General features: G+C 73.6%; 15 protein-coding genes. 7 read left to right on the forward strand and 8 right to left on the reverse strand.

The window, feature by feature from the left end; all coding sequences use genetic code 11:
- The first annotated feature begins 85 nt into the window (after positions 1 to 85).
- The gene (dapE, locus tag WQ56_RS15070) at positions 86 to 1,228 is read left to right on the forward strand and encodes a succinyl-diaminopimelate desuccinylase (RefSeq protein WP_047137967.1); all 1,143 of its coding nucleotides are present in this window, start codon (positions 86 to 88) and stop codon (positions 1,226 to 1,228) included.
- A 72-nt stretch (positions 1,229 to 1,300) separates the two neighbouring features.
- Positions 1,301 to 1,789, forward strand: a complete 489-nt coding sequence (locus WQ56_RS15075) for an 8-oxo-dGTP diphosphatase (RefSeq protein WP_047137968.1) — start codon at positions 1,301 to 1,303, stop codon at positions 1,787 to 1,789.
- 594 nt (positions 1,790 to 2,383) lie between these two features.
- On the opposite strand, the gene mfd is transcribed toward WQ56_RS15075, so the two are convergent.
- The 3 genes from mfd to rlmJ form a co-directional block, all read right to left on the reverse strand.
- Positions 2,384 to 5,902, reverse strand: coding sequence for a transcription-repair coupling factor (gene mfd / locus WQ56_RS15080; RefSeq protein ID WP_047137969.1), 3,519 nt, complete (start codon positions 5,900 to 5,902; stop codon positions 2,384 to 2,386).
- Positions 5,903 to 6,104: 202 nt separating this feature from the next.
- Complete coding sequence (locus WQ56_RS15085) at positions 6,105 to 6,698, reverse strand: GNAT family N-acetyltransferase (RefSeq protein ID WP_082132455.1); 594 nt, start codon at positions 6,696 to 6,698, stop codon at positions 6,105 to 6,107.
- Between the two features lie 109 nt (positions 6,699 to 6,807).
- A complete protein-coding gene (gene rlmJ, locus WQ56_RS15090) occupies positions 6,808 to 7,665 on the reverse strand; it encodes a 23S rRNA (adenine(2030)-N(6))-methyltransferase RlmJ (protein ID WP_047137970.1) in 858 nt (285 codons plus the stop codon).
- A gap of 180 nt (positions 7,666 to 7,845) precedes the next feature.
- Here rlmJ and creB point away from each other — a divergent pair, with 180 nt between their 5' ends.
- The 5 genes from creB (at position 7,846) to WQ56_RS15115 (ending at position 13,044) form a co-directional block, all read left to right on the forward strand.
- A complete protein-coding gene (gene creB / locus WQ56_RS15095; protein WP_047137971.1) occupies positions 7,846 to 8,523 on the forward strand; it encodes a two-component system response regulator CreB in 678 nt (225 codons plus the stop codon).
- 10 nt (positions 8,524 to 8,533) lie between these two features.
- On the forward strand, positions 8,534 to 9,985 hold the full coding sequence (gene creC / locus WQ56_RS15100) for a two-component system sensor histidine kinase CreC (protein WP_047137972.1): 1,452 nt from the start codon (positions 8,534 to 8,536) through the stop codon (positions 9,983 to 9,985).
- A gap of 77 nt (positions 9,986 to 10,062) precedes the next feature.
- The gene (gene creD, locus WQ56_RS15105; protein WP_052773042.1) at positions 10,063 to 11,454 is read left to right on the forward strand and encodes a cell envelope integrity protein CreD; all 1,392 of its coding nucleotides are present in this window, start codon (positions 10,063 to 10,065) and stop codon (positions 11,452 to 11,454) included.
- A 76-nt stretch (positions 11,455 to 11,530) separates the two neighbouring features.
- A complete protein-coding gene (locus WQ56_RS15110; protein WP_047137974.1) occupies positions 11,531 to 12,148 on the forward strand; it encodes a GNAT family N-acetyltransferase in 618 nt (205 codons plus the stop codon).
- Positions 12,145 to 13,044, forward strand: a complete 900-nt coding sequence (locus tag WQ56_RS15115; protein ID WP_047137975.1) for a carbon-nitrogen hydrolase family protein — start codon at positions 12,145 to 12,147, stop codon at positions 13,042 to 13,044. The genes WQ56_RS15110 and WQ56_RS15115 overlap by 4 nt, the downstream gene beginning before the upstream one ends.
- A gap of 61 nt (positions 13,045 to 13,105) precedes the next feature.
- On the opposite strand, the gene WQ56_RS15120 is transcribed toward WQ56_RS15115, so the two are convergent.
- The 5 genes from WQ56_RS15120 to phoR form a co-directional block, all read right to left on the reverse strand.
- Positions 13,106 to 13,639, reverse strand: coding sequence for a phosphatase PAP2 family protein (locus WQ56_RS15120; protein ID WP_047137976.1), 534 nt, complete (start codon positions 13,637 to 13,639; stop codon positions 13,106 to 13,108).
- A complete protein-coding gene (locus WQ56_RS15125) occupies positions 13,620 to 14,795 on the reverse strand; it encodes a glycosyltransferase family 1 protein (RefSeq protein WP_047137977.1) in 1,176 nt (391 codons plus the stop codon). Before WQ56_RS15125 ends, WQ56_RS15120 begins: the two co-directional genes overlap by 20 nt.
- Before the next feature lie 109 nt (positions 14,796 to 14,904).
- Positions 14,905 to 16,449 carry an exopolyphosphatase gene (gene ppx, locus WQ56_RS15130; protein ID WP_047137978.1) on the reverse strand — a complete coding sequence of 515 codons (1,545 nt, stop codon included), beginning with the start codon at positions 16,447 to 16,449 and terminating at the stop codon, positions 14,905 to 14,907.
- Positions 16,450 to 16,594: 145 nt separating this feature from the next.
- A complete protein-coding gene (ppk1, locus tag WQ56_RS15135; RefSeq protein ID WP_082132456.1) occupies positions 16,595 to 18,742 on the reverse strand; it encodes a polyphosphate kinase 1 in 2,148 nt (715 codons plus the stop codon).
- Positions 18,739 to 20,067, reverse strand: coding sequence for a phosphate regulon sensor histidine kinase PhoR (gene phoR / locus WQ56_RS15140; RefSeq protein ID WP_047137979.1), 1,329 nt, complete (start codon positions 20,065 to 20,067; stop codon positions 18,739 to 18,741). Before phoR ends, ppk1 begins: the two co-directional genes overlap by 4 nt.
- Positions 20,068 to 20,126 lie beyond the last annotated feature (59 nt).

Below are 20,126 nucleotides of genomic sequence, written 5' to 3' on the forward strand. Positions count from 1 at the left end.
GTAGGCGCGCGCTCGCGCGCGATGTGGCGCCACCGGGAACGCGCCATCGCGCGCGAGCGCGCTCCCACGGTTTCCAGAGGGTTCCATGTCCGACGTCCTCGACCTCACCCGTGACCTGATCGCGCGGCCCTCGGTGACCCCCGACGATGCCGGCTGCCAGGCGCTGATCGCCGCGCGGCTGCAAGCCGCGGGCTTTTCGATCGAGTCGATGCGCTTCGGCGCGGTCGACAATCTCTGGGCCACGCACGGGAACGGCGGGCCGGTGCTCGCGCTGCTGGGCCACACCGACGTGGTGCCGAGCGGGCCGGTCGAGGCATGGCGGTCCGATCCGTTCGTGCCGCAGATCCGCGACGGCGTGCTGTACGGGCGCGGGGCGGCCGACATGAAGGGCAGCGTCGCGGCTTTCGTCGTCGCCGCCGAGCGCTTCGTCGCCGCACACCCCGACCATCCCGGCACGCTGGCGCTGCTGCTGACCTCCGACGAGGAGGGCGCGGCGATCGACGGCGTGCGCCGGGTCGCGCGCACGTTCGCCGAGCGCGGCACGCGCATCGACTGGTGCATCACCGGCGAGCCGTCGTCGACCCGGCGCCTGGGCGACCTGCTGCGCGTGGGCCGGCGCGGCAGCCTGTCGGCCACGCTGACCGTGCGCGGCGTGCAGGGTCATGTGGCCTATCCCGACAAGGCGCGCAACCCGATCCATCTGCTCGCGCCGGCGCTGGCCGAGCTCGTCGGCCGCCACTGGGACGACGGCTTCGAGTCGTTTCCGCCGACCAGCCTGCAGGTCAGCAACATCGCCGCCGGCACCGGCGCGACGAACGTGATCCCCGGCAGCGCGACGGTGCAGTTCAACCTGCGCTACAACCCGCACTGGGACGCGCCGCGACTGGAGGCGGCAGTCGCCGCGCTGCTGGACCGGCACGGCCTGGACCACGTGATCGACTGGCACCGCAGCGGCGAGCCGTTCCACACGCCGGAGGGGCCGCTGCGCGCGGCCGCGCGCGCGGTGCTGACGGACTTCGCCGGCGACGTGCCCGAGGAGAGCACCGGCGGCGGCACCTCGGACGCGCGCTTCATCGCGCCGCTGGGCGCGCAGTGCATCGAGATCGGGCCGGTCAACGCCAGCATCCACCAGGTCGACGAGCACGTCCGCGTCGCCGACCTCGAGGCGCTGCCGGCGCTGTACGAGGCGCTGGTGGCGCGGCTGCTGCTGCCTGCCGCGCCCGGCTGAGACGCGGCACGGCGCGAGCGGCGCGGCGGGCGTCGCTACAATGCCCGGCTTCCCGCCGCAGGCCCGTTTCCGATGCCCTACACCCCGATCGTCGCCACGCTCGGCTACGTGCTGTCCCCCGATCGCCGGCGGGTGCTGATGATCCATCGCAACGCGCGGCCCGGCGACCAGCATCTGGGCAAGTACAACGGCCTTGGCGGCAAGATCGAGCGCGACGAGGACGTGGTCGCGGGCATGCGCCGCGAGATCCGCGAGGAAGCGGGGATCGAATGCGACAGCCTGCGCCTGCGCGGCACGATCAGCTGGCCGGGCTTCGGCCGCGACGGCGAGGACTGGCTCGGCTTCGTATTCGTCGTCGACGCCTGGCACGGCACGCCGCTGACGTCCAATCCCGAGGGCACGCTCGAATGGGTCGAGGCCGACCGCGTGCTCGAGCTTCCGCTGTGGGAGGGCGACCGGCAGTTCCTGCCGCTGGTGTTCGACGACGACCCGCGCGCGTTCCATGGCGTGATGCCGTACCAGGCCGGCCGCATGCAGGGCTGGTCGTACTCGCGGGTCTAGCGTCCTCCCGTAGGAGCGCGCTCGCGCGCGAGGGCGTTACCGGGACATCCCCATCGCGCGCGAGCGCGCTCCTACAGGGCGTCGTCGCGCGGCCATCGGCGCCAGCGCGCAGGGGTGTCGTCGTGCGGCGTCTGCGCCTGTGCCGGCGCACACAGGGGTGTCATGCCGTACCAGGCCGGCCGCATGCAGGGCTGGTGGTACTCGCGGGTCTAGCATCGCCCCTTCGTAGGAGCGCGCTCGCGCGCGAGGGCATTCCGGGAACATCCCCATCGCGCGCGAGCGCGCTCCTACAGGGGCGTCGTCGCGCGGCCATCGGCGCCAGCGCGCAGGAGTGTCGTCGTGCGGCGTCTACGCCTGTGTCGGCGCACACAGGGGTGTCATGCCGTACCAAGCCCGCCGTGCGCAGGCCTGGTGGTACTTGCGGGTCTAGCGCCCCTCCCGTAGGAGCGCGCTCGCGCGCGAGGGCATTCCCGGGACATCCCCATCGCGCGCGAGCGCGCTCCTACAGGGGCGTCGTCGCGGGGCCGTTGGCGCCAGCGCACAAGGGCGTCGTCGCGCGGCCGCGGCGCCGGCGGCGCCGCGCGCACAGGGGCATCATCGCGCGGCCGATGGCGCCAGCGCGATCAGCAGCCCGCGTGCGGTCTTGATCCGCGATTCGGCGTCGGGCAGGTCGAGCGTGACCCGCAGCTTGTCCGGCCCGTCCATGCGGTAGTGCGCCGGCTGGCCCTGGACCAGCCGGATCACCGCCATCGGGTCGACCTTCGGCTTCTCGACGAACTGCACGCGGCCGCCGGCCTCGCCCAGGTCGAGCTTGCGGATGCCCAGCGCCGTGGCCTGCAGCTTCAGGTCGGCGACCTGGAACAGGTGCTTGGCGGCATCGGGCAGCAGGCCGAAGCGGTCGATCATCTCGACCTGCAGCTCGCGCAGCCGGTCGGCGTCGCGCGCGCCGCTGATGCGCTTGTAGAGCATCAGGCGGGTGTGCACGTCGGGCAGGTAGTCCTCGGGGATCAGCGCCGGCACGTGCAGCTCGACGTCGGCGCCGCGCGCCTCGGTCTCGTCGGCATCGGGCAGCTTGCCCTGCTTGATGCTGCGCACCGCGCGCTCGAGCAGCTCGGTGTACAGGCTGAAGCCGACCTCGGCCATCTGCCCGCTCTGGCCCTCGCCGAGCAGCTCGCCGGCGCCGCGGATCTCCAGATCGTGGGTGGACAGCGTGAAGCCGGCGCCGAGCTCGTCCATCGACGCGATCGCCTCCAGCCGCTTGCGCGCGTCGCCGGTGATGCTGCGCTGGTCGGGCGTGACCAGGTAGGCATAGGCGCGGTGGTGCGAGCGGCCGACGCGGCCGCGCAACTGGTGCAGCTGCGCCAGGCCGAACTTGTCGGCGCGGTTGATGATGATCGTGTTGGCGTTGGGGATGTCGATGCCCGACTCGATGATCGTCGAGCACAGCAGCACGTTGAAGCGCTGCTTGTGGAAGTCGAGCATGACCCGCTCGAGCTCGCGCTCGGGCATCTGGCCGTGGGCGATGCCGATGCGCGCGTCGGGCACCAGTTCCTGCAGCTGGCGCTGCATGCGGCCGATGCTCTCGACGTCGTTGTGCAGGAAGTAGACCTGGCCGCCGCGGGCGAGCTCGCGCTGGAACGCCTCGCGCAGCTGGGCGTCGTCCCAGGGCACGACGAAGGTCTGCACGGCGAGCCGGTGCGCGGGCGGGGTGGCGATGATCGACAGGTCGCGCAGGCCGGCCATCGCCATGTTGAGCGTGCGCGGGATCGGGGTCGCGGTGAGGGTCAGCAGGTGCACGTTGGCGCGCAGCGCCTTGAGCGCCTCCTTCTGGCGCACGCCGAAGCGCTGCTCCTCGTCGACGATCACCAGGCCCAGGTCCTTGAACCGCACGTCGGGCTGCAGCAGGCGATGGGTGCCGACGATGACGTCGATCTCGCCGCGCGCGAGCTTCTCGAGCTCGGCCTTGATCTCCTTGGTGCTCTTGAAGCGCGAGAGCACCTCCACGCGCAAGGGCCAGTCGGCGAAGCGGTCGGCCATCGTGCGGTAGTGCTGCTCGGCCAGCAGCGTGGTGGGCACCAGCACCGCGACCTGCTTGCCGGCGGCCGCGGCGACGAACGCCGCGCGCACCGCGACCTCGGTCTTGCCGAAGCCGACGTCGCCGCAGACCACACGGTCCATCGGCTGGCTGCTGCCCAGGTCGCGGATCATCGCCTCGATCGCGGCGTGCTGGTCGGGGGTCTCCTCGAACGGGAACGCCGCGGCGAACGGCTCGTACATCGCCCGGTCGACTTCCAGCGCGAGTCCGGCGCGCGCCTGCCGCTTGGCCTGGATCTCCAGCAGCTCGGCGGCAACGTCGCGGACCTTGTCGGCGGCCTTCTTCTTGGCCTTCGTCCAGGCCTCGCCGCCGAGCGAGTGCAGCGGCGCGGTCTCGGGCGAGGCGCCCGAGTAGCGGTTGACCAGGTGCAGCTGCGACACCGGCACGTACAGCCGGTCGCCCTTGGCGTACTCGATGTCGAGGTACTCGCCCGGCTGGCCGCCGGCCTCGAGCACGACGAGCCCGCGGTAGCGCCCGACGCCGTGGTCCTCGTGCACGATCGGCGCGCCCTCGCTGAGCTCGCCCAGGTCGCGGATGATGGTCTCGGGATCGCGCCCGGCGCGGCGGCGGCTGCGCGGCTGCGCGGCGCGCTCGGGGAACAGCTGCCGCTCGGTGAGCACGGTCAGCTGCGGCGCGTCGAGCGCGAAGCCGTCGTCGAGCGGCGCCACCGCGATCGCGAAGCGCGCGTCGCCGGCGACGAACGCGCCGAAGTCGGCCAGCACGCCGGGCCGCAGGTCGGCGGCCTGCAGCACCTCGAGCAGCGCCTCGCGGCGGCCGGCCGAGTCGGCGGCGACCAGCACGCGGCCGGGGTAGCTGCCGAGGAAGGACCTGAGCGCCTGCGCCGGGGCCTGGTCGCGCGCGGCCAGCGGCAGTTCGGGCGCCGGCTGCTCGCCCAGCGCGGCGGCCTGGTCATGGCGTGGGTGCGCCGCGTCGCACAGCTCGACGCGCGCTCCCTGGTTGAGGCGCTCGCGCAGCGCGTCGGGCGCCAGCCACAGCTCGGTCGGCGGCAGCAGCGGACGCTCGATGTCGTGGCGCAGCTGGTCGTAGCGGTGGTCGATCTGCGCCTGGAACTGGTCGCTGGCCGCAGCCACGCCGACGTCGAGCACCGGCAGCGTGTCCGGCGGCAGATAGTCGAACAGCGTCGCGGTGCCCGGGGCCGGCGCGCCGCGCTCGGCCAGCGCGCGGCGCGGAGCCTCGAAGAACAGCGGCAGGTAGTACTCGATGCCGGCCGGCGCGGCGCCGGCCTTGAGGTCCTGGTAGAGCCCGCTGCGCCGGGTGTCGATGTCGAACCGCTCGCGCAGCGCGTCCATCGCGCGCGTCAGCGCCGCCTCGTCCAGCGGCACCTCGCGGCCGGGCAGCATGCGCAGCGCCTCGATCTTCTCCAGTGAGCGCTGCGACTCGGGGTCGAACGCGCGGATCGTCTCGATCGCGTCGTCGAACAGCTCGATGCGGTACGGCTGGCCGGCGCCCATCGGGAACACGTCGAGCAGGCCGCCGCGCACGGCGAAATCGCCCGGGTCGTGGACCTGCGGCACGTGCGCATAGCCGGCACTCTCCAGGCGCCGCTTCTCGGCGTCGAGGTCGAGCCTCTGGCCGACCGCGAGGTCGAAGCTGCTGCCGGCCACGTGCTTCACCGGTGCCAGGCGCTGCATCAGCGTCTGTACCGGGACCACGACGATGCCCCGCGTCAGCCCCGGCAGCCGGTGCAGTGCCGCCAGCCGCTGGGACACGATGTCCGGATGCGGGCTGAAACGGTCGAAGGGCAGCGTCTCCCAGTCCGGAAACGGCACCACCGGCAGATCGGCGTCGTCGCCGCCGAGCGTGCGCAGGTCGTGCTCGAGCTGGTGGGCACCCTGGTTGTCGCGCGCGACCAGCAGCAGCGGCCCGGCATGCGCGCGCGCAGCCTGCAGCACCGCCCAGGCCAGCGCGCTGCGGCTGGCGGGCGCGCGCCACCAGGCGCGGGCGTGGCCGCCGCCGGGAAGCGGCGGGGCGGTGGGGGAAGCGGGGGACTTGGGCATCGGGGATCGGGCAGCGGACGGACGACGGGTGGGACGGGGCGAAACGACGGCAGCGCCGGATGCCCTGGCGGGCCCGGCGCGGTGAACATGCCAGTCTAAACGAACGTGTCTCACGCCCCGAGACGGGAGGCGCGCGGACGATGCGACAGCCGCCGCGTCGCCGGGGGCCGGCGACGGGCGGGCAGGGATCAGGCGACCGCGATCATCCCAACGGGACGCGCGGCGCCTCGCTGCCGGCGCCTTCGCCCTCGGGCACCTGCCGCTTGAGGTCGAGCGACACCCGGATCATTCCGGGGGCCTCGCCGGCGGCCTGATGGAAGCCGAGCGACTTGGCCAGCGCCCGCATCGGCTCGTTCTCTTCGAGCACGTCGCCGTACAGGCGATCCAGGCGCTTGCCCTTGGCCCAGCGCACGAGGCGCCGCATCAGGTGACGCCCCAGCCCCATGCCGGCGACGTAGTGGCTAACCAGGATGTGGAACTCCGCGTGCCGGGTCCCGGGCAGGATTGCCGCCCGGGCGACCGCGCCGACGAGCGCCTCGCCCGGCGTCATCGGTTCGGCCGCGACGAGCACGAACTCCGACTTCGGGTTGGGCTGGGTCAGGCGCAAGGCGGTTTCGGGCGACAGTTCCTTCTTCGCATAGAGAAAGCGCTGCCGGACCTCGTCGGGTTCGAGCAGCGCGAAGGCGGCGCGCAGCGGATCGGCATCGGCGGGCCGGATCGGCCGGATCAGCACCTGGCGGCCGTTCGCGAGACGGATTTCCTCGTGCCAGGGAGGGAGGCGGTTGCGTGCGGTCATCGAATGTCGGGCTGGGACGGTGGGGCCGACCTTACCCAACTCCGCGATTCAGGAACCGTGAAGGCAACGGGCGGATCGACGGTCGCCGCATTCAGATCCTGCGCGGTGCTCAGGCCGGCTCGCGCAGCCAGTGCAGCCGGGTCCGGGCGCCGGTCTCGCCGAGCGCCCCGCGCAGCGCATCGAGCGCCGGCGCCAGCGCGGTCGCCAGCTGCCACGGCGGATCGAGCAGCAGCAGGCCGCTGCCGTTCATCCGCAACGGCGAGTCGTCGGGGCGCACCATCAGTTCGACCACCAGCGTCGAACGGGTCTGCAACAGCCCCGCGCTGCGCAGGAAGCCGTGCAGCGTGCGACGCTGCTTGATCGGGTACCACAGCGCCTGCACCGCCTGCGGCCAGCGCACCAGGGCCTCGCGCATCGCCGACAGTGCGGTGTCGAACTCGGCGCGCTGCGCCTCGTACGGCGGGTCGATCAGCACCAGGCCGCGGGCGAACTTCTGCGCGCCGTGCCGCGGCGGCAGCAGCGCACGGCAGGCCGCGTAGCCGTCGCGGCCGTGCACCGCCACGCGCGGGTCGCGGCCGACCGTCGCGCGCAGCGCGGCCAGCGCGCCGGGCTCGACTTCGCAGCACGCGATCCGGTCCTGCGCGCGCAGCGCGTGCGCCAGCAGCCACGGCGAGCCGGGATAGGCGTGCGCGCCATGCGCCGCGCGGCAGGCCGCGACCGCGTCGAGGTAGCGCGCGATCGCCGGGACCGCCGGCGGCGCGGCCAGCAGCCGGCCGATGCCGGCCTCGGCCTCGCCGGTGCGCCGCGCCGGATCGTCGACGAGGCTGTAGAGCCCGGCGCCGGCATGCGTGTCGAGCGCGAAGCACGGCGCCGGCTTGGCGGCCAGCGCGTCGCACACCGCGAGCAGCACGACGTGCTTGAGGACGTCGGCATGGTTGCCGGCGTGGAAGGCGTGGCGGTAGTTCATCGATCGGCGCAGGCGGACACGGCCCGGGATCGTCGGCCAATCGGGCGTCGCTGGGAAGGGGCGGATCGGCCAGCGCCCGATTCTCCGCCTCCCCGTCACCATCTCGACGAGGCCGGCGCCGGCGGGCGGGCACGGCGGCCGGGGCAGTATCCTGTCGGCCACCGCCCACCGCGCCGCGCCATGTCCCGCATCCTGCTCGTCGAGGACGAGACCGCCATCGCCGACACCGTGGCCTACGCGCTGCGCGCCGAGGGCCACGAGGCCCGGCATTGCCTCGATGGCCGCACCGCGCTGGCGGCGGTCGCGGACGAGACCTTCGACCTGGCGATCCTCGACGTCGGGCTGCCGGACGTCAGCGGCTTCGCGCTGTGCGCGGAGCTGCGCCGGCGCGCGCCGCTGCCGGTGATCTTCCTCACCGCGCAGGCGGCCGAGGCCGAGCGTGTGCTGGGCTTCGAGCTCGGCGCCGAGGACTACGTCGCCAAGCCCTTCTCGCTGCGCGAGCTGCTGGCGCGGGTCCGCGTCGCGCTGCGCCGCCCGCCGCCGACGTCCGGCGGCGGCATCGCCGCAGCGGGCGGCTTCGAGCACGACCGCGCGGGCCTGCGCATCCGCTACCGCGGCCAGCCGCTCGAGCTCACGCGCTACGAGTACGGCCTGCTCGCCGCACTGCTCGCGCGGCCCGGCGCGGTGCTCTCGCGCGCCCAGCTGATGGACCGGGTCTGGGAGGACGCGCCCGACAGCGGCGACCGCACCGTCGACACCCACGTCAAGACGCTGCGCGCCAAGCTGCGCGCGGTCGCGCCCGACGCCGATCCGCTGCGCACGCACCGGGGTCTGGGCTATTCGCTGGACGTGGACTGAGGCGCGCGCCATGCGGATCGGCCTGCGGATCCTGCTGGGCTATTTCGCGATCGTCGCGATCGCCGCGCTGCTGCTGATGCGCGTGTTCTCGCAGGAGGTCAAGCCGGGCGTGCGCCAGGCGATGGAGGACACGCTGGCCGACACCGCCGGCGTGCTCGCCGAACTGGCGACCGACGACTTCCTGGCCGGTCGGATCGACGACGGGCGTTTCGCGGCGCGCATCCGCGCGCTGGCCGCGCGCCGGCTCGACGCCGAGATCTGGGGCTTCCGCAAGTCCGCGGTCGCCTACCGGGTCTACGTGACCGACGCCGAGGGCATCGTCGTGTTCGATTCGAGCGGCCGCGACGTCGGACGCGACTTCTCGCGCTGGAACGACGTCTACCTGACGCTGCGCGGCCGCTACGGCGCGCGTTCCAGCCGCCTGGATCCCGACGACGACGCGAGCTCGGTGATGCACGTGGCCGCGCCGATCCGCGACGGCAACCGCATCGTCGGCGTGCTGACGGTGGCCAAGCCCAACCGCACGATCGCGCCGTTCATCGCGCGCAGCGAGACCAAGATCCTGCGCTGGGGCGGCGTGCTGCTGGGCGCGTCGCTGGCGATCGGCCTGCTCGCGGCCTGGTGGCTGTCCCGCCAGCTCGGTGCGCTGCGCCGCTATGCCGACGCGGTCACCGCCGGCGGGCGCGCGTCGCTGCCGCCGCTGGCCGGCGAGTTCGCCGACCTGGGGCGGGCGCTGGAGACGATGCGCGAGCGGCTCGAGGGCCGGCAGTACGTCGAGCGCTACGTGCACAGCCTGACCCACGAGCTGAAGGCGCCGCTGTCGGCGATCCGCGGCGCGGCCGAACTGCTCGAAGGCCCGCTGCCCGAGGCCGACCGCGCGCGCTTCGCGGCCAGCGTGCGCGGGCAGGGCGAGCGCATGACCCAGACGATCGACAAGCTGCTGGCGCTGGCCGCGGTGGAGCATCGCCAGCGCATCGACCGCCCCGAACGCGTCGCGCTCGCCGGCATGCTCGACGCGGCGCTGGCGCCGTTCGCGGCCGATCCTGGCCGGGTGCCGGTGCGTCTGGCGATCGATCCGGCCTGCCGCGATGCGGTCGTGCCGGGCGATGCCTACCTGCTGCGGCAACTGGTCGCCAACCTCGTCGACAACGCCTGCGACTTCTCGCCGCCCGACGGCGAGGTCGAGGTCGCCGCGCGCCCGGCGGGGGAGGGCCGGGTGCAGGTGACCGTCGCCGACCGCGGCCCCGGCATCCCCGACTACGCGCAGGCGCGGGTGTTCGAGCGCTTCTACTCGCTGCCGCGGCCGGGCGGCGGCAGCCGCAGCAGCGGCATCGGCCTGGCCTTCGTCGCCGAGGTCGCCGCGCTGCATGGCGGGCGGGCGACGCTCGCCAACCGCGACGGCGGTGGCGCGCTCGCCGTGGTCGAACTGCCGGTCGAGGCCGGTGCGCCGCGGACTTCATAGCCGCTTCACGCAGGCCCCATCGTCGCCCCATCGCGCGGCGGCACGCTGCCGCCATGTTCCCGAACCGGAGTGGTGCGATGCGACTGGCGTTGAAGATCCTGATCGTGGCCGGGTTGAGCCTGGCAATCCTGTTGCCGCTGCTGATGATCCGCGGCGTGATCCACGACCGCCAGCGCTACCGCGCCGAGGCCGTCGAGCGGATCGCGCGCAGCGAGGCCGGGGGGCAGACGCTGACGGTGCCGGTGGTCGTGGTGCCGTTCGTGGAGACCGTCGAGGTCGAGGAGAAGGATGCGCAGGGCCGGCGGATCGGCACCGTCCAGCGCGAGCGCGAGGGCCGCTGGCTGTTCTTCCCCGCCACCGCCGACCTGACCGGTGCGATGGCGCCCTACACGCGCCGGCTCGGCCTGCACGAGGTGCGCATGTACGTGCTCGAGGGCCAGCTGCGGGCCGGCTTCGACGTGCGTGTCCCCGACGACGGCGACGCCATCGCGCCGCGCCGGATCGGCCGGCCGTTCCTCAGCTACGGCATCGCCGACGTGCGCGGCCTGCGCGGCACCCCGCGCCTGCGGCTCGACGAGGCGACGGTGCCGCTGCAGCAGGGCGCCGGCGGCGACCTGGGCTCGGGCCTGCACGCGCCGCTGCCGCCGGTCGAGGCCGGTGGCCGGCTGCGCCTGCGCACCACGCTCGATGTCGCGCTGTCGGGCAGCGAGGCGCTGGCGGTCGTGCCGCTGGCCGGCGAGACCCGCGTCGCGATCGATTCGACGTGGCGGCATCCGCAGTTCAACGGCCGCTTCCTGCCGACCGCCCGCGAGGTCGGCGATGCCGGCTTCCGCGCCGAATGGGCGGTCTCGTCGCTGGCCAGCGACGCGCAGCTGCAGTTCCGCGACGGCGCGCGTCCCGACCGGTTCACCGCCGCCACGCTGCTCGGGCAGGGCGATGCGGGCATCGACGCGCTGGGCATCGCGCTGGTCGACCCGGTGGACGCGTACGTGCGCGCCGACCGCGCCAGCAAGTACGGCCTGCTGTTCGTGCTGCTGACCTTCGCCGGCTTCTTCATGTTCGAGATGCTGCGCCAGCTGCGCATCCATCCGATCCAGTACGCGCTGGTGGGGCTGGCGCTGGCGATCTTCTTCCTGCTGCTGGTGGGCCTGTCGGAGCGCATCGCGTTCGGCTGGTCGTACCTGGTCGCCAGCATCGGCTGCATCGGCCTGATCGGGATCTACCTGGCCGCGGTGCTGCGCAGCCGCGCCTGGGGCGCCGGGTTCGCGGCCCTGCTCGCCGTCCTCTATGCCGCGCTCTACGGCCTGCTGGTCTCCGAGGACAACGCGCTGGTGCTCGGCGCCGGCCTGCTGTTCGCGATCCTGGCCGCGATCATGCTCGCCACCCGGCGCGTGGACTGGTACGCGCTGGCCGCCGCGGCGACCGCGCCCGGCCCGGTCGCGCCGCCGCCGCTGCCGCGACAGCCCTGACCTGCGCAGGCGGGAAGACGCAACCGCGGGCAGGCCCCGCGGTTGCGTCGCGTCCGGGCCACGGCCGCATGCCAGAATGCGCGCCATGACGCCTTCCGCTCCCATGATCCGCGTGCTGTCGGGCGATGCGATGCCGCCGTATCTCGACGACGTCGCCCGCCTGCGCATGGCGGTCTTCGCCGACTGGCCCTACCTCTACGCCGGCGACGCGGCCTACGAGCGCGACTACCTGGCCGCCTATGCGCGCTCGCCGCGCAGCGTGTTCGTGCTCGCGTTCGACGGCGACGCGGTCGTCGGTGCGGCGACCGGCCTGCCGCTGGCCGACGACGATGCGGCGTTCCGGGCGCCGTTCGCCGACCAGGACCTCGCGGTCGAGCGGGTGTTCTACTTCGGTGAGTCGGTCCTGCTGCCGCGCTACCGCGGGCTGGGCGTGGGCCACGCGTTCTTCGACAGCCGAGAGGCGCATGCGCGCGCGCTCGGCGGCTTCGACCTGACCGCGTTCGCGGCCGTCGACCGCGCCGACGACGATCCGCGGCGCCCGGCCGGGCATCGCGACAACGCCGGGTTCTGGCGCCGACGCGGCTACGTGCGCCAGCCGGGCATGACGATGCTGCTGCGCTGGAACGAGCGTGGCGTCGGCGACGTCGTCCATCCGTTGACCTTCTGGACCCGCCCGCTGGACGCCGCCGCATGAGGATCGCCGCCGCCCGCTACCGGATCGGCATGCCGCCGGACTTCGCCGCGTTCGCCGATCACCAGCGCCGCCTGCTCGGCGAGGCCGCCGCGGCCGGCGCCCAGGTCGCGGTGCTGCCCGAGTACCTGGCGCTGGAACTGGCGGCGACCTTCGACACCGCGGTGCGCGGGGACGTGCGGGCCTCGCTCGCGGCGATCCAGCGCTATCGCGCCGACTGGCTGGCGCTGTTCTCGATGCTGGCCCGCGAGACCGGACTGTACGTCGTCGCCGGCAGCTTCCTGCTCGACGTGGGCGGCGGCCGCTACCGCAACCGCAGCGACCTATTCGCGCCCGGCGGCGGTCACGCGTTCCAGGACAAGCTGCAGCTGACCGGCTTCGAGAAGAAGACCGGCGTCATCGCGCCGGGCGACGCGTTGCAGGTGTTCGACCTGGGCGGCGTGCGCGCGGGCATCGCGATCTGCTACGACATCGAGTTCCCGTTGCCGGTCCGCGCGCAGTGGGCCGCCGGCGCGCGGCTGCTGCTGGTGCCCAGTTGCACCGACACCGAAGCCGGCGCCCATCGCGTGCGCATCGGTTGCCAGGCGCGCGCGCTGGAGAACCGCTGCTTCGTCGCCCAGTCGGTGACCGCGGGCGAGGCGCCGTGGACCCCGATCCTCGACGTCAACACCGGGCAGGCGGCGATCGTCGCGCCGATGGATGCCGGCTTCCCGGCCGACGGCCTGCTGGCGCAGACCGGCGAGGACGCGGTCTGGGCGATCGCGGACGTCGACGTCGACGCGCTCGAGGCCTCGCGCGCCGGTGCGCAGGTCGACAACGACCGCGACTGGCCCGGCCAGCTGCGCCCGGCGCTGGCGCGCGCGGTGCTGGCGCCGTTCGAAGGCGGCGCGAGCGGCTGACCGTTCCGGCCGTGCCGGGGATGCCCCGGCGGCATTCGCCGACCTGAATGGTCCGGCCGATCTACAGCCCGGCCGCCCACAGCGAGAGCGTGCCCAGCACGCCGCCGATCGCGGTCGCGGCGAGCACGTCGCTGGGGTAGTGCAGGCCGAGCACCACCCGCGACGCGGCGACCGCCGCGGCGAAGGGTGCCAGCAACCAGGCCAGCGCCGGGTAGTGGGCGATCGCCACGACCGAGAACGCGACCGCATGCAGCGTGTGGCCGGACGGGAAGCTGAACTCGTCGAGCGGCGCGACCCAGGCGCGGATGCGCCCATCGGCCGCGAACGGGCGGGGCCGGCGGGTCCAGCGCTTCAGGTGCCGGTACAGCAGCAGCGCCACGCCGCCGGTGGCAGCCATGTGCGCGGCCGCGAGCGCGCCGTCGAACCCGTCGAGCACCACCAGCGCCGCCATCAGCGCGTACCAGAACGCGCCGTCGCCGAGCCGGCTGACGGTCGCGAACCCGCGGCGGATCCAGGTGCGGGTGCAGGCGCGGTTGGCGCGCAGGCACCAGCCCATGTCGTGGAGATGCAGGCGGCTACGCGGCGTTGCGTGCATGGCGGGACTCCTGCGGGACGGCGAGGGAAGCGGAACGCGCAGCCGGCGCCGCGAGCAGCGCATCGAGTTCGGCGGCGACTTGGTCCGGCGTCAGCCGCAGCATCGCCTCGCGGCCGGCCTGCGCCATCGCGCTGCGGCCGGCGTCGTCGCAGGCCAGCCGCACCGCGGCGGCGACGAACGCCGCCCCGCCGTCGGCGTCGTCCGCGATGCGCGCGCCGTGGTGGCCGTCGAGTAGGTGCTCGGACGCCGCGCCCAGGTCGAAGGCGACCTGCGGCACGCCGCTGGCCATGGCCTCGAGCACGACGTTGCCGAAGGTCTCGCTGCGGCTGGGGAACAGGAACAGGTCGGCGCTGGCGAAGTGCCGGCCGAGATCGTCGCCCCGCCGCGCCCCGGCGAACACGATGTCCGGATGCGCGCGCTGCAGCGCCGGGCGCAACGGGCCGTCGCCGACGAACACCAGCCGCGCATCCGGCCGCCGCCGCTGCAGCGCGCGGAACGCGCGGAGCGCCAGCGGCAGGTTCTTCTCGGCCGCGAGCCGGCCCACGTGGATCACCGCCAGGCCGTCCGCGGGGACGTCCCAGGCCGTGCGCAGGGCGGCATCGCGCCGCGCGGGATCGAACTGGACGCAGTCGACCGCGCGCGGCAGCACCACCGCGTGGCCGATGCGCTGCGCCTGCAGCCAGGCGGCCAGCGCGCGCGTCGCCACGACCGTCGCGTCGGCGCCGCCGTGGAAGCGGCGCATCCATGCCAGCGCCAGCGGCCCGAGCGCGCGCAGGCCGTAGTCGGCCATGTACAGGTCGAAGCGGGTGTGCAGCGCGGTCACGACCGGGATGCCGAGCGCGCGCGCAGCGCGGATCGCCGAGCCGCCCAGCGGGGTCTCGGTCGCCACGTAGACCGCGTCCGGGCGCTCGGCCCGCCAGGCCGCGTGCAGGCGCGCCTGGGCCGGCAGGCCGACGCGCAGCGACGGGTAGCGTGGCAGGCGCAGGCCGCGGACCCGCAGCCCGTCGTCGCCGGCTGCCGCCTCGCCGGGCAGCACCGGCCGGACCACCTCGACCGTGTGTCCGCGGGCGCGCAGGCCGGCGGCGTAGGACTGCAGCGTCAGGGCCACGCCGTTGATGTCGGGCGTGTAGGTGTCGGTGACGATCGCGTAGCGCATCGTTCGGTCCGCTGCCGTGGCTGCAGCGATGATCGACGTCCGAGATGCCGGCCGCATGACCGCGCGGCGACGGAACGGTGACAGGCGGCGGCGCGCGCCGCCCCGGCCCTCACTCGGCGGCGAGCACCAGCTTCACGCCGGGCGCGCCGATGTCCTCGGGCTCGCATTCCAGGTCCACGCGCAGCAGCGGCCGCGCGTCGAGCCAGTGCCTGGACACCTGCAGCCGCAGCGCGTCGCCGTAGACGCTGGCCTGCAGCTGCGGGATCTCGTCGGGCTCGTGGCTGCGGTGCAGCAGCACCGCCAGCCGCAGCAACGTCGCGGTGTAGCGGGCCTGGCGCAGCAGCCGGTCGGGCAGGGCGTCGAACGCCGACTTGGGCACCTTGCGGCGGTGGCAGCGCACGAGCGCGGCGAGGAACTGCTGCTCCTGCCGGGAGAAACCGGCGATGTCCGAATGCGCCAGCACGTAGGCGCCGTGCACGTGGTACTGGCTGTGCGCGATGACCAGCCCGATCTCGTGCACGCGCGCGGCCCAGGCCAGCATGCGCAGATCGTCGCCGTCGAGCTGCCACGGGCGCGCGACCTGGTCGAACAGCCGCAGCGCGGTCGCCTCGACCCGCGCCGCGTGCGCGCCGTCGATGCCGTAGCGCCGCACCAGCGCCTCGATCGAGGTCTCGCGCGGGTCGGCCTCGCCGCGGCGGCCGAGCATGTCGTGCAGCACGCCCTCTCGCATCGCCGCCTTGCTGACGTGCATGCGCTCGATGCCCAGCACCTCGAACGCGGCCTCGAGCACGAGCACGCCGCCGGCGATGATCGGCTTGCGGTCCTCCGACAGCCCGGGCAGGTCGATCGCGTCGACGTGACCGGCCTCCAGCAGCCGGTCGCGCACGACCGGCAGCGCCTCGGCGGTCACCGCGCCCTTGGTCAGCTTCATCGCCGCGCAGATCTCGCCGATCGCCTTGTTGGTGCCCGAGGCGCCGACGACCTCCTGCCAGCCGAGCGCGCGGTAGGTGCTCGCGAACTGCTGGAACTCGGCCGACACCTCGGTCAGCGCCTCGCGCCATCGGCGCCGGGTCAGCTTGCCGCCGGAGAAGAAGCGCCGCGTGCTCGCGATGCAGCCCACCTGCAGGCTCTCGCGCTCGAGCGCGTCGAAGCCGCTGCCGATGATGCATTCGGTGGAGCCGCCGCCGATGTCGATGACCAGCCGGCGGTGGCCGGGCTTGGGCGGCTGCGCATGCGCGACGCCCAGATAGATCAGGCGCGCTTCCTCGCGGCCGGCGATGACCTCGATCGCATGGCCCAGCGCGGTCTCGGCCGGCACCAGGAATGCCTGCGGCGCGGCGAGCCGGCGCACGGTGTGGGTGGCCAGTGCGCGCACGTGCTGCGGCGGGATGTCGCGGATGCGCTCGCCGAAGCGCGACAGGCATTGCAGCGCGCGCTGGCGCACGGCCGCATCCAGCCCGCCGCGCGCGTCCAGGCCCTCGGCCAGGCGCACGGTCTCGCGCAGGCGGTCGACCACGCGCAGCTGGCCCAGCGTGTAGCGGGAGACGATCATGTGGAAGCTGTTGGATCCCAGGTCGATCGCGGCGAGCATGTCGCCGTCCTCGATCGGCGGCGTCAGCGCATCGGCGAGTGCGAGCGTGTCCTGTCCGGTCATCACGGTCCTGCGTGGCGCGACGCGCGCGGCGCCACGTGGCGGTGGGGAGTGCGCATGGTAAAGCATGGCGCGGCGCCCGGAACCGTGACGGCGTGCGCGATGCCGCGCCGGGTCGCTCGGCCCGGTCGCCCGGGCCGCCGCCGGGTCAGCCGCACAGGCGCGCGAGCAGCCAGGTCTGCGCCGAGTGCGGCATCGCATCGCCCTCCGGCGCCAGCCGCACGTAGCTGCCGTCCTCGCGCAGCTCCCAGGCGTTGACGTTGTCGGCGAGATAGTTGTCCAGCGATTCGACGCGCACGCGTGTGGCGACGTGCGGATCGAGGATCGGGAAGCACGTCTCCACGCGCCGCAGCAGGTTGCGCTCGAGCCAGTCGGCGCTGGCGCAGAACAGTTCCGGGTCGCCGTCGTTGGCGAACCAGTACACGCGGTGGTGCTCGAGGAACCGGCCGACGATCGAACGCACGCGGATGTTCTCCGACACGCCGGGCACGCCCGGCCGCAGCGCGCAGGCGCCGCGCACGATCAGCTCGATCCTCACGCCGGCCTGCGACGCCGCGTACAGCGCGCGCATGACCTGCGGCTCGTTGAGGGCGTTCATCTTGGCGACGATGCGCGCCGGACGCCCCTGCGCCGCGTGCCGGGTCTCGCGCTCGATCCGCGCGACGATCCCGGCGTGCAGCGTGAACGGCGACTGCAGCAGGCGGTCGAGCTCGATCGCCGGCGCCAGCCCCGAGAGCTGCTGGAAGATCAGGTGCACGTCGTTGCCGATCCGCGGATCGGCGGTGATCAGGCCGAAGTCGGTGTAGGCGCGCGCGGTGCCGGCGTGGTAGTTGCCGGTGCCCAGGTGCACGTAGCGGCGCAGCTTGCGGCCCTCGCGGCGCACGATCAGCAGCATCTTGGCGTGCGTCTTGTAGCCGACGACGCCGTAGACCACCTGCACGCCGGCCTCCTGCAGCCGGTCGGCCAGGCCGAGGTTGGCCTCCTCGTCGAAGCGCGCGCGCAGCTCGACGACGACCGTGACGTCCTTGCCGTTGCGCGCCGCGGTCACCAGGTGTTCGACGATCGCCGAGTCCTTGCCGGTGCGGTAGAGCGTCTGCTTGATCGCCAGCACGTTCGGGTCCTCGGCCGCCTGCTTGATCAGCTCGAGCACCGGCGCGAAGGAGTCGAAGGGGTGGTGCAGCAGCACGTCGCCATCGGCGACGGTCTCGAACATCGCGTCGTTGCCCGGCAGCTGGCGCTGCTGGAACGCCGGGAACTTCAGGTCCGGACGCTGCACCAGGTCGAAGATCTGGCTGACGCGGTTGAGGTTGACCGGCCCGTCGATGCGGTAGACCGCGTTCTCGGGCAGGTCGAAGTTCTGCAGCAGCGTGCGCACGATCGGCTTGGGACAGTTGGCCGCGATCTCCAGCCGGACCGCACGCAGGTAGCCGCGGCCGGCGAGCTCGTCGCGCAGCGCCAGCGCCAGGTTCTCGACCTCCTCCTCGTCGACGATCAGCTCCGAGTTGCGGGTGACCCGGAACTGGTAGGCGCCGCGCACGTCCATGCCCGGGAACAGTTCGTGGACGAACTCCGACAGCACCGCCGACAGGAACACGAAGTCGTACTCGCCGCCCGACACCCGCTCGGGCAACTGGATGATCCGCGGCAGCGAGCGCGGCGCGCGCACGATCGCCAGGTGGCCGATGCGGCCGAACGCATCCTTGCCCTTGAGCACGACGACGATGTTGAGCGACTTGTTGAGGATCTTCGGGAACGGATGCGCCGGGTCCAGGCCCAGCGGCGAGAGCACCGGCATCACCTCCTCGCGGAAGTACGCGCGCAGCCAGCGCTTCTGCCGCGCCGTCCAGGTGTCGCGTCCGAGGATGCGCACGCCCGACTCGCCCAGCGCGGGCCGCAGCACCTGGTTCCAGCACGCGTATTGCGCCTCGACGAGCCTGGCCGCGCGCTCGTGGATGCGCTTGAGCACCGTCGCCGGCGCCAGGCCGTCGGGCGGCAGCGGCATGCCGAAGTCCTGCGCATGGCGCACCGTCGCGGCGCGGATCTCGAAGAACTCGTCGAGGTTGGTGCACGAGATGCACAGGTACTTCACGCGCTCGAGCAGCGGCACCGACTCGTCCAGCGCCTGCGCCAGCACGCGGAAGTTGAAGTCGAGCTGCGACAGCTCGCGGTTGAGGTACAGCGACGGATCGAGCAGCGGATCGCCCGGGAGCTGCGCCGCGGGCGCGTCGTCGCGGCCGGTGGCCGTCGTCTGCCGGCGGGCGCGCGGCCGCTTGCCGGGGGCGGGGGGGCGGGTCATCCGAAAGCTCCGATGGCATGCGTGTCACGCGCGCGGACGCGCTCGGCGGTGAAGTGGCAGGCGAAGCGGCTGCCGCGGCCGACCTCGCTGTCGATCTCGAGCCGCGCCTGGTGCAGGTGCAGCACGTGCTTGACGATCGCCAGGCCCAGGCCGGTGCCGCCCGACTCGCGCGAGCGGCTGGTCGAGACCCGATAGAAGCGTTCGGTGATCCGCGGCAGGTGCGCGGCCGGGATGCCGTAGCCCGAATCGTCCACGGCCAGCGACACGCCGCCCTCGCGCGTGGGCGCGTAGCGGATCGCGATGCGCCCGCCCGGCGGCGTGTAGCGCACGGCGTTGCTGACCAGGTTGGAGAACGCGCTGTGCAGTTCGCGCGTCGAGCCCACCAGGTCGGTGTCCGACGCGTCCTCGACCTCGATCGTGTGCCGCCCCTGGCTGAGCATCTCCAGCTCGCGCCGCAGCGAGGCCAGCATCGAGGCCATCGATACGATCTCGTCGCCGACGCTCTCCTGGGCCTCCAGCCGGGAGAGCGTGAGCAGGTCCTCGACCAACTGGGTCATGCGCTGCGACTGGCGCTGCATCTCCTGCAGCATCGGCGCCCATTCGGGCTGCTCCTCCGGATCGAGCATGTCGAGGTAGCCGTGGACCACCGTCAGCGGCGTGCGCAGTTCGTGCGAGACGTTGGCGACGAAGTCGCGGCGCATCTGCTCCAGGCGCACCAGCCGGGTGACGTCGCGCACCAGCAGCAGCCACAGGTCGTCGGAGTAGGGGATCAGCCGCAGTTCCAGCCGGGTGCCCGACGAGAACGGCGAGGGCACGTCCAGCAGCGGCTCGGCCTTGCGGCCCTGCGCCAGCCAGTGCGCCAGCGGCAGCGGCTGCAGGGCACTGCCGACCGGGCGGCCGACGTCGCGCGGCATCTGCAGCCCGAGCAGCGTCGTCGCCGCACGGTTGAACCACTGCACGCGCTGGCTGTTGCGCTCGACCACGACGACCGCGTCGGGCAAGGCCGCGGCGACCGCGCGGTAGGCGCGCAGCATCGCGATCAGCCGCCGCTTGCGCGTGCGCATGTCCTGCTGGCCGCGATGCAGCAACCGGTCGGTCTCCTGCCAGACGCCGTCGCCCTGCGGCGGCGGCACCCGGCTGCGCGAGGTCAGCCGGCGCAGCAGGTCGTAGAGCTTCCAGTAGTGCCAGGCGACGACGCCGAGCGCGGCGATCGCCAGCGCCGTCCAGACGTGCCCGGCCAGCGCACCGACGATCGTCGCGGCCGCCAGCACGGCCCCGGGCTGCAGCAGCGTGCGGGTCCAGGCGGCGTGGATACGGGGAGGCATGTGGGCAAGTCTAGGCAAAGTGGGATGACAGGTCTGCGCAGGCGACGGCCGCGCGGTGT

The organism is Luteimonas sp. FCS-9 (assembly GCF_001014645.1).
Lineage (GTDB): Bacteria > Pseudomonadota > Gammaproteobacteria > Xanthomonadales > Xanthomonadaceae > Luteimonas.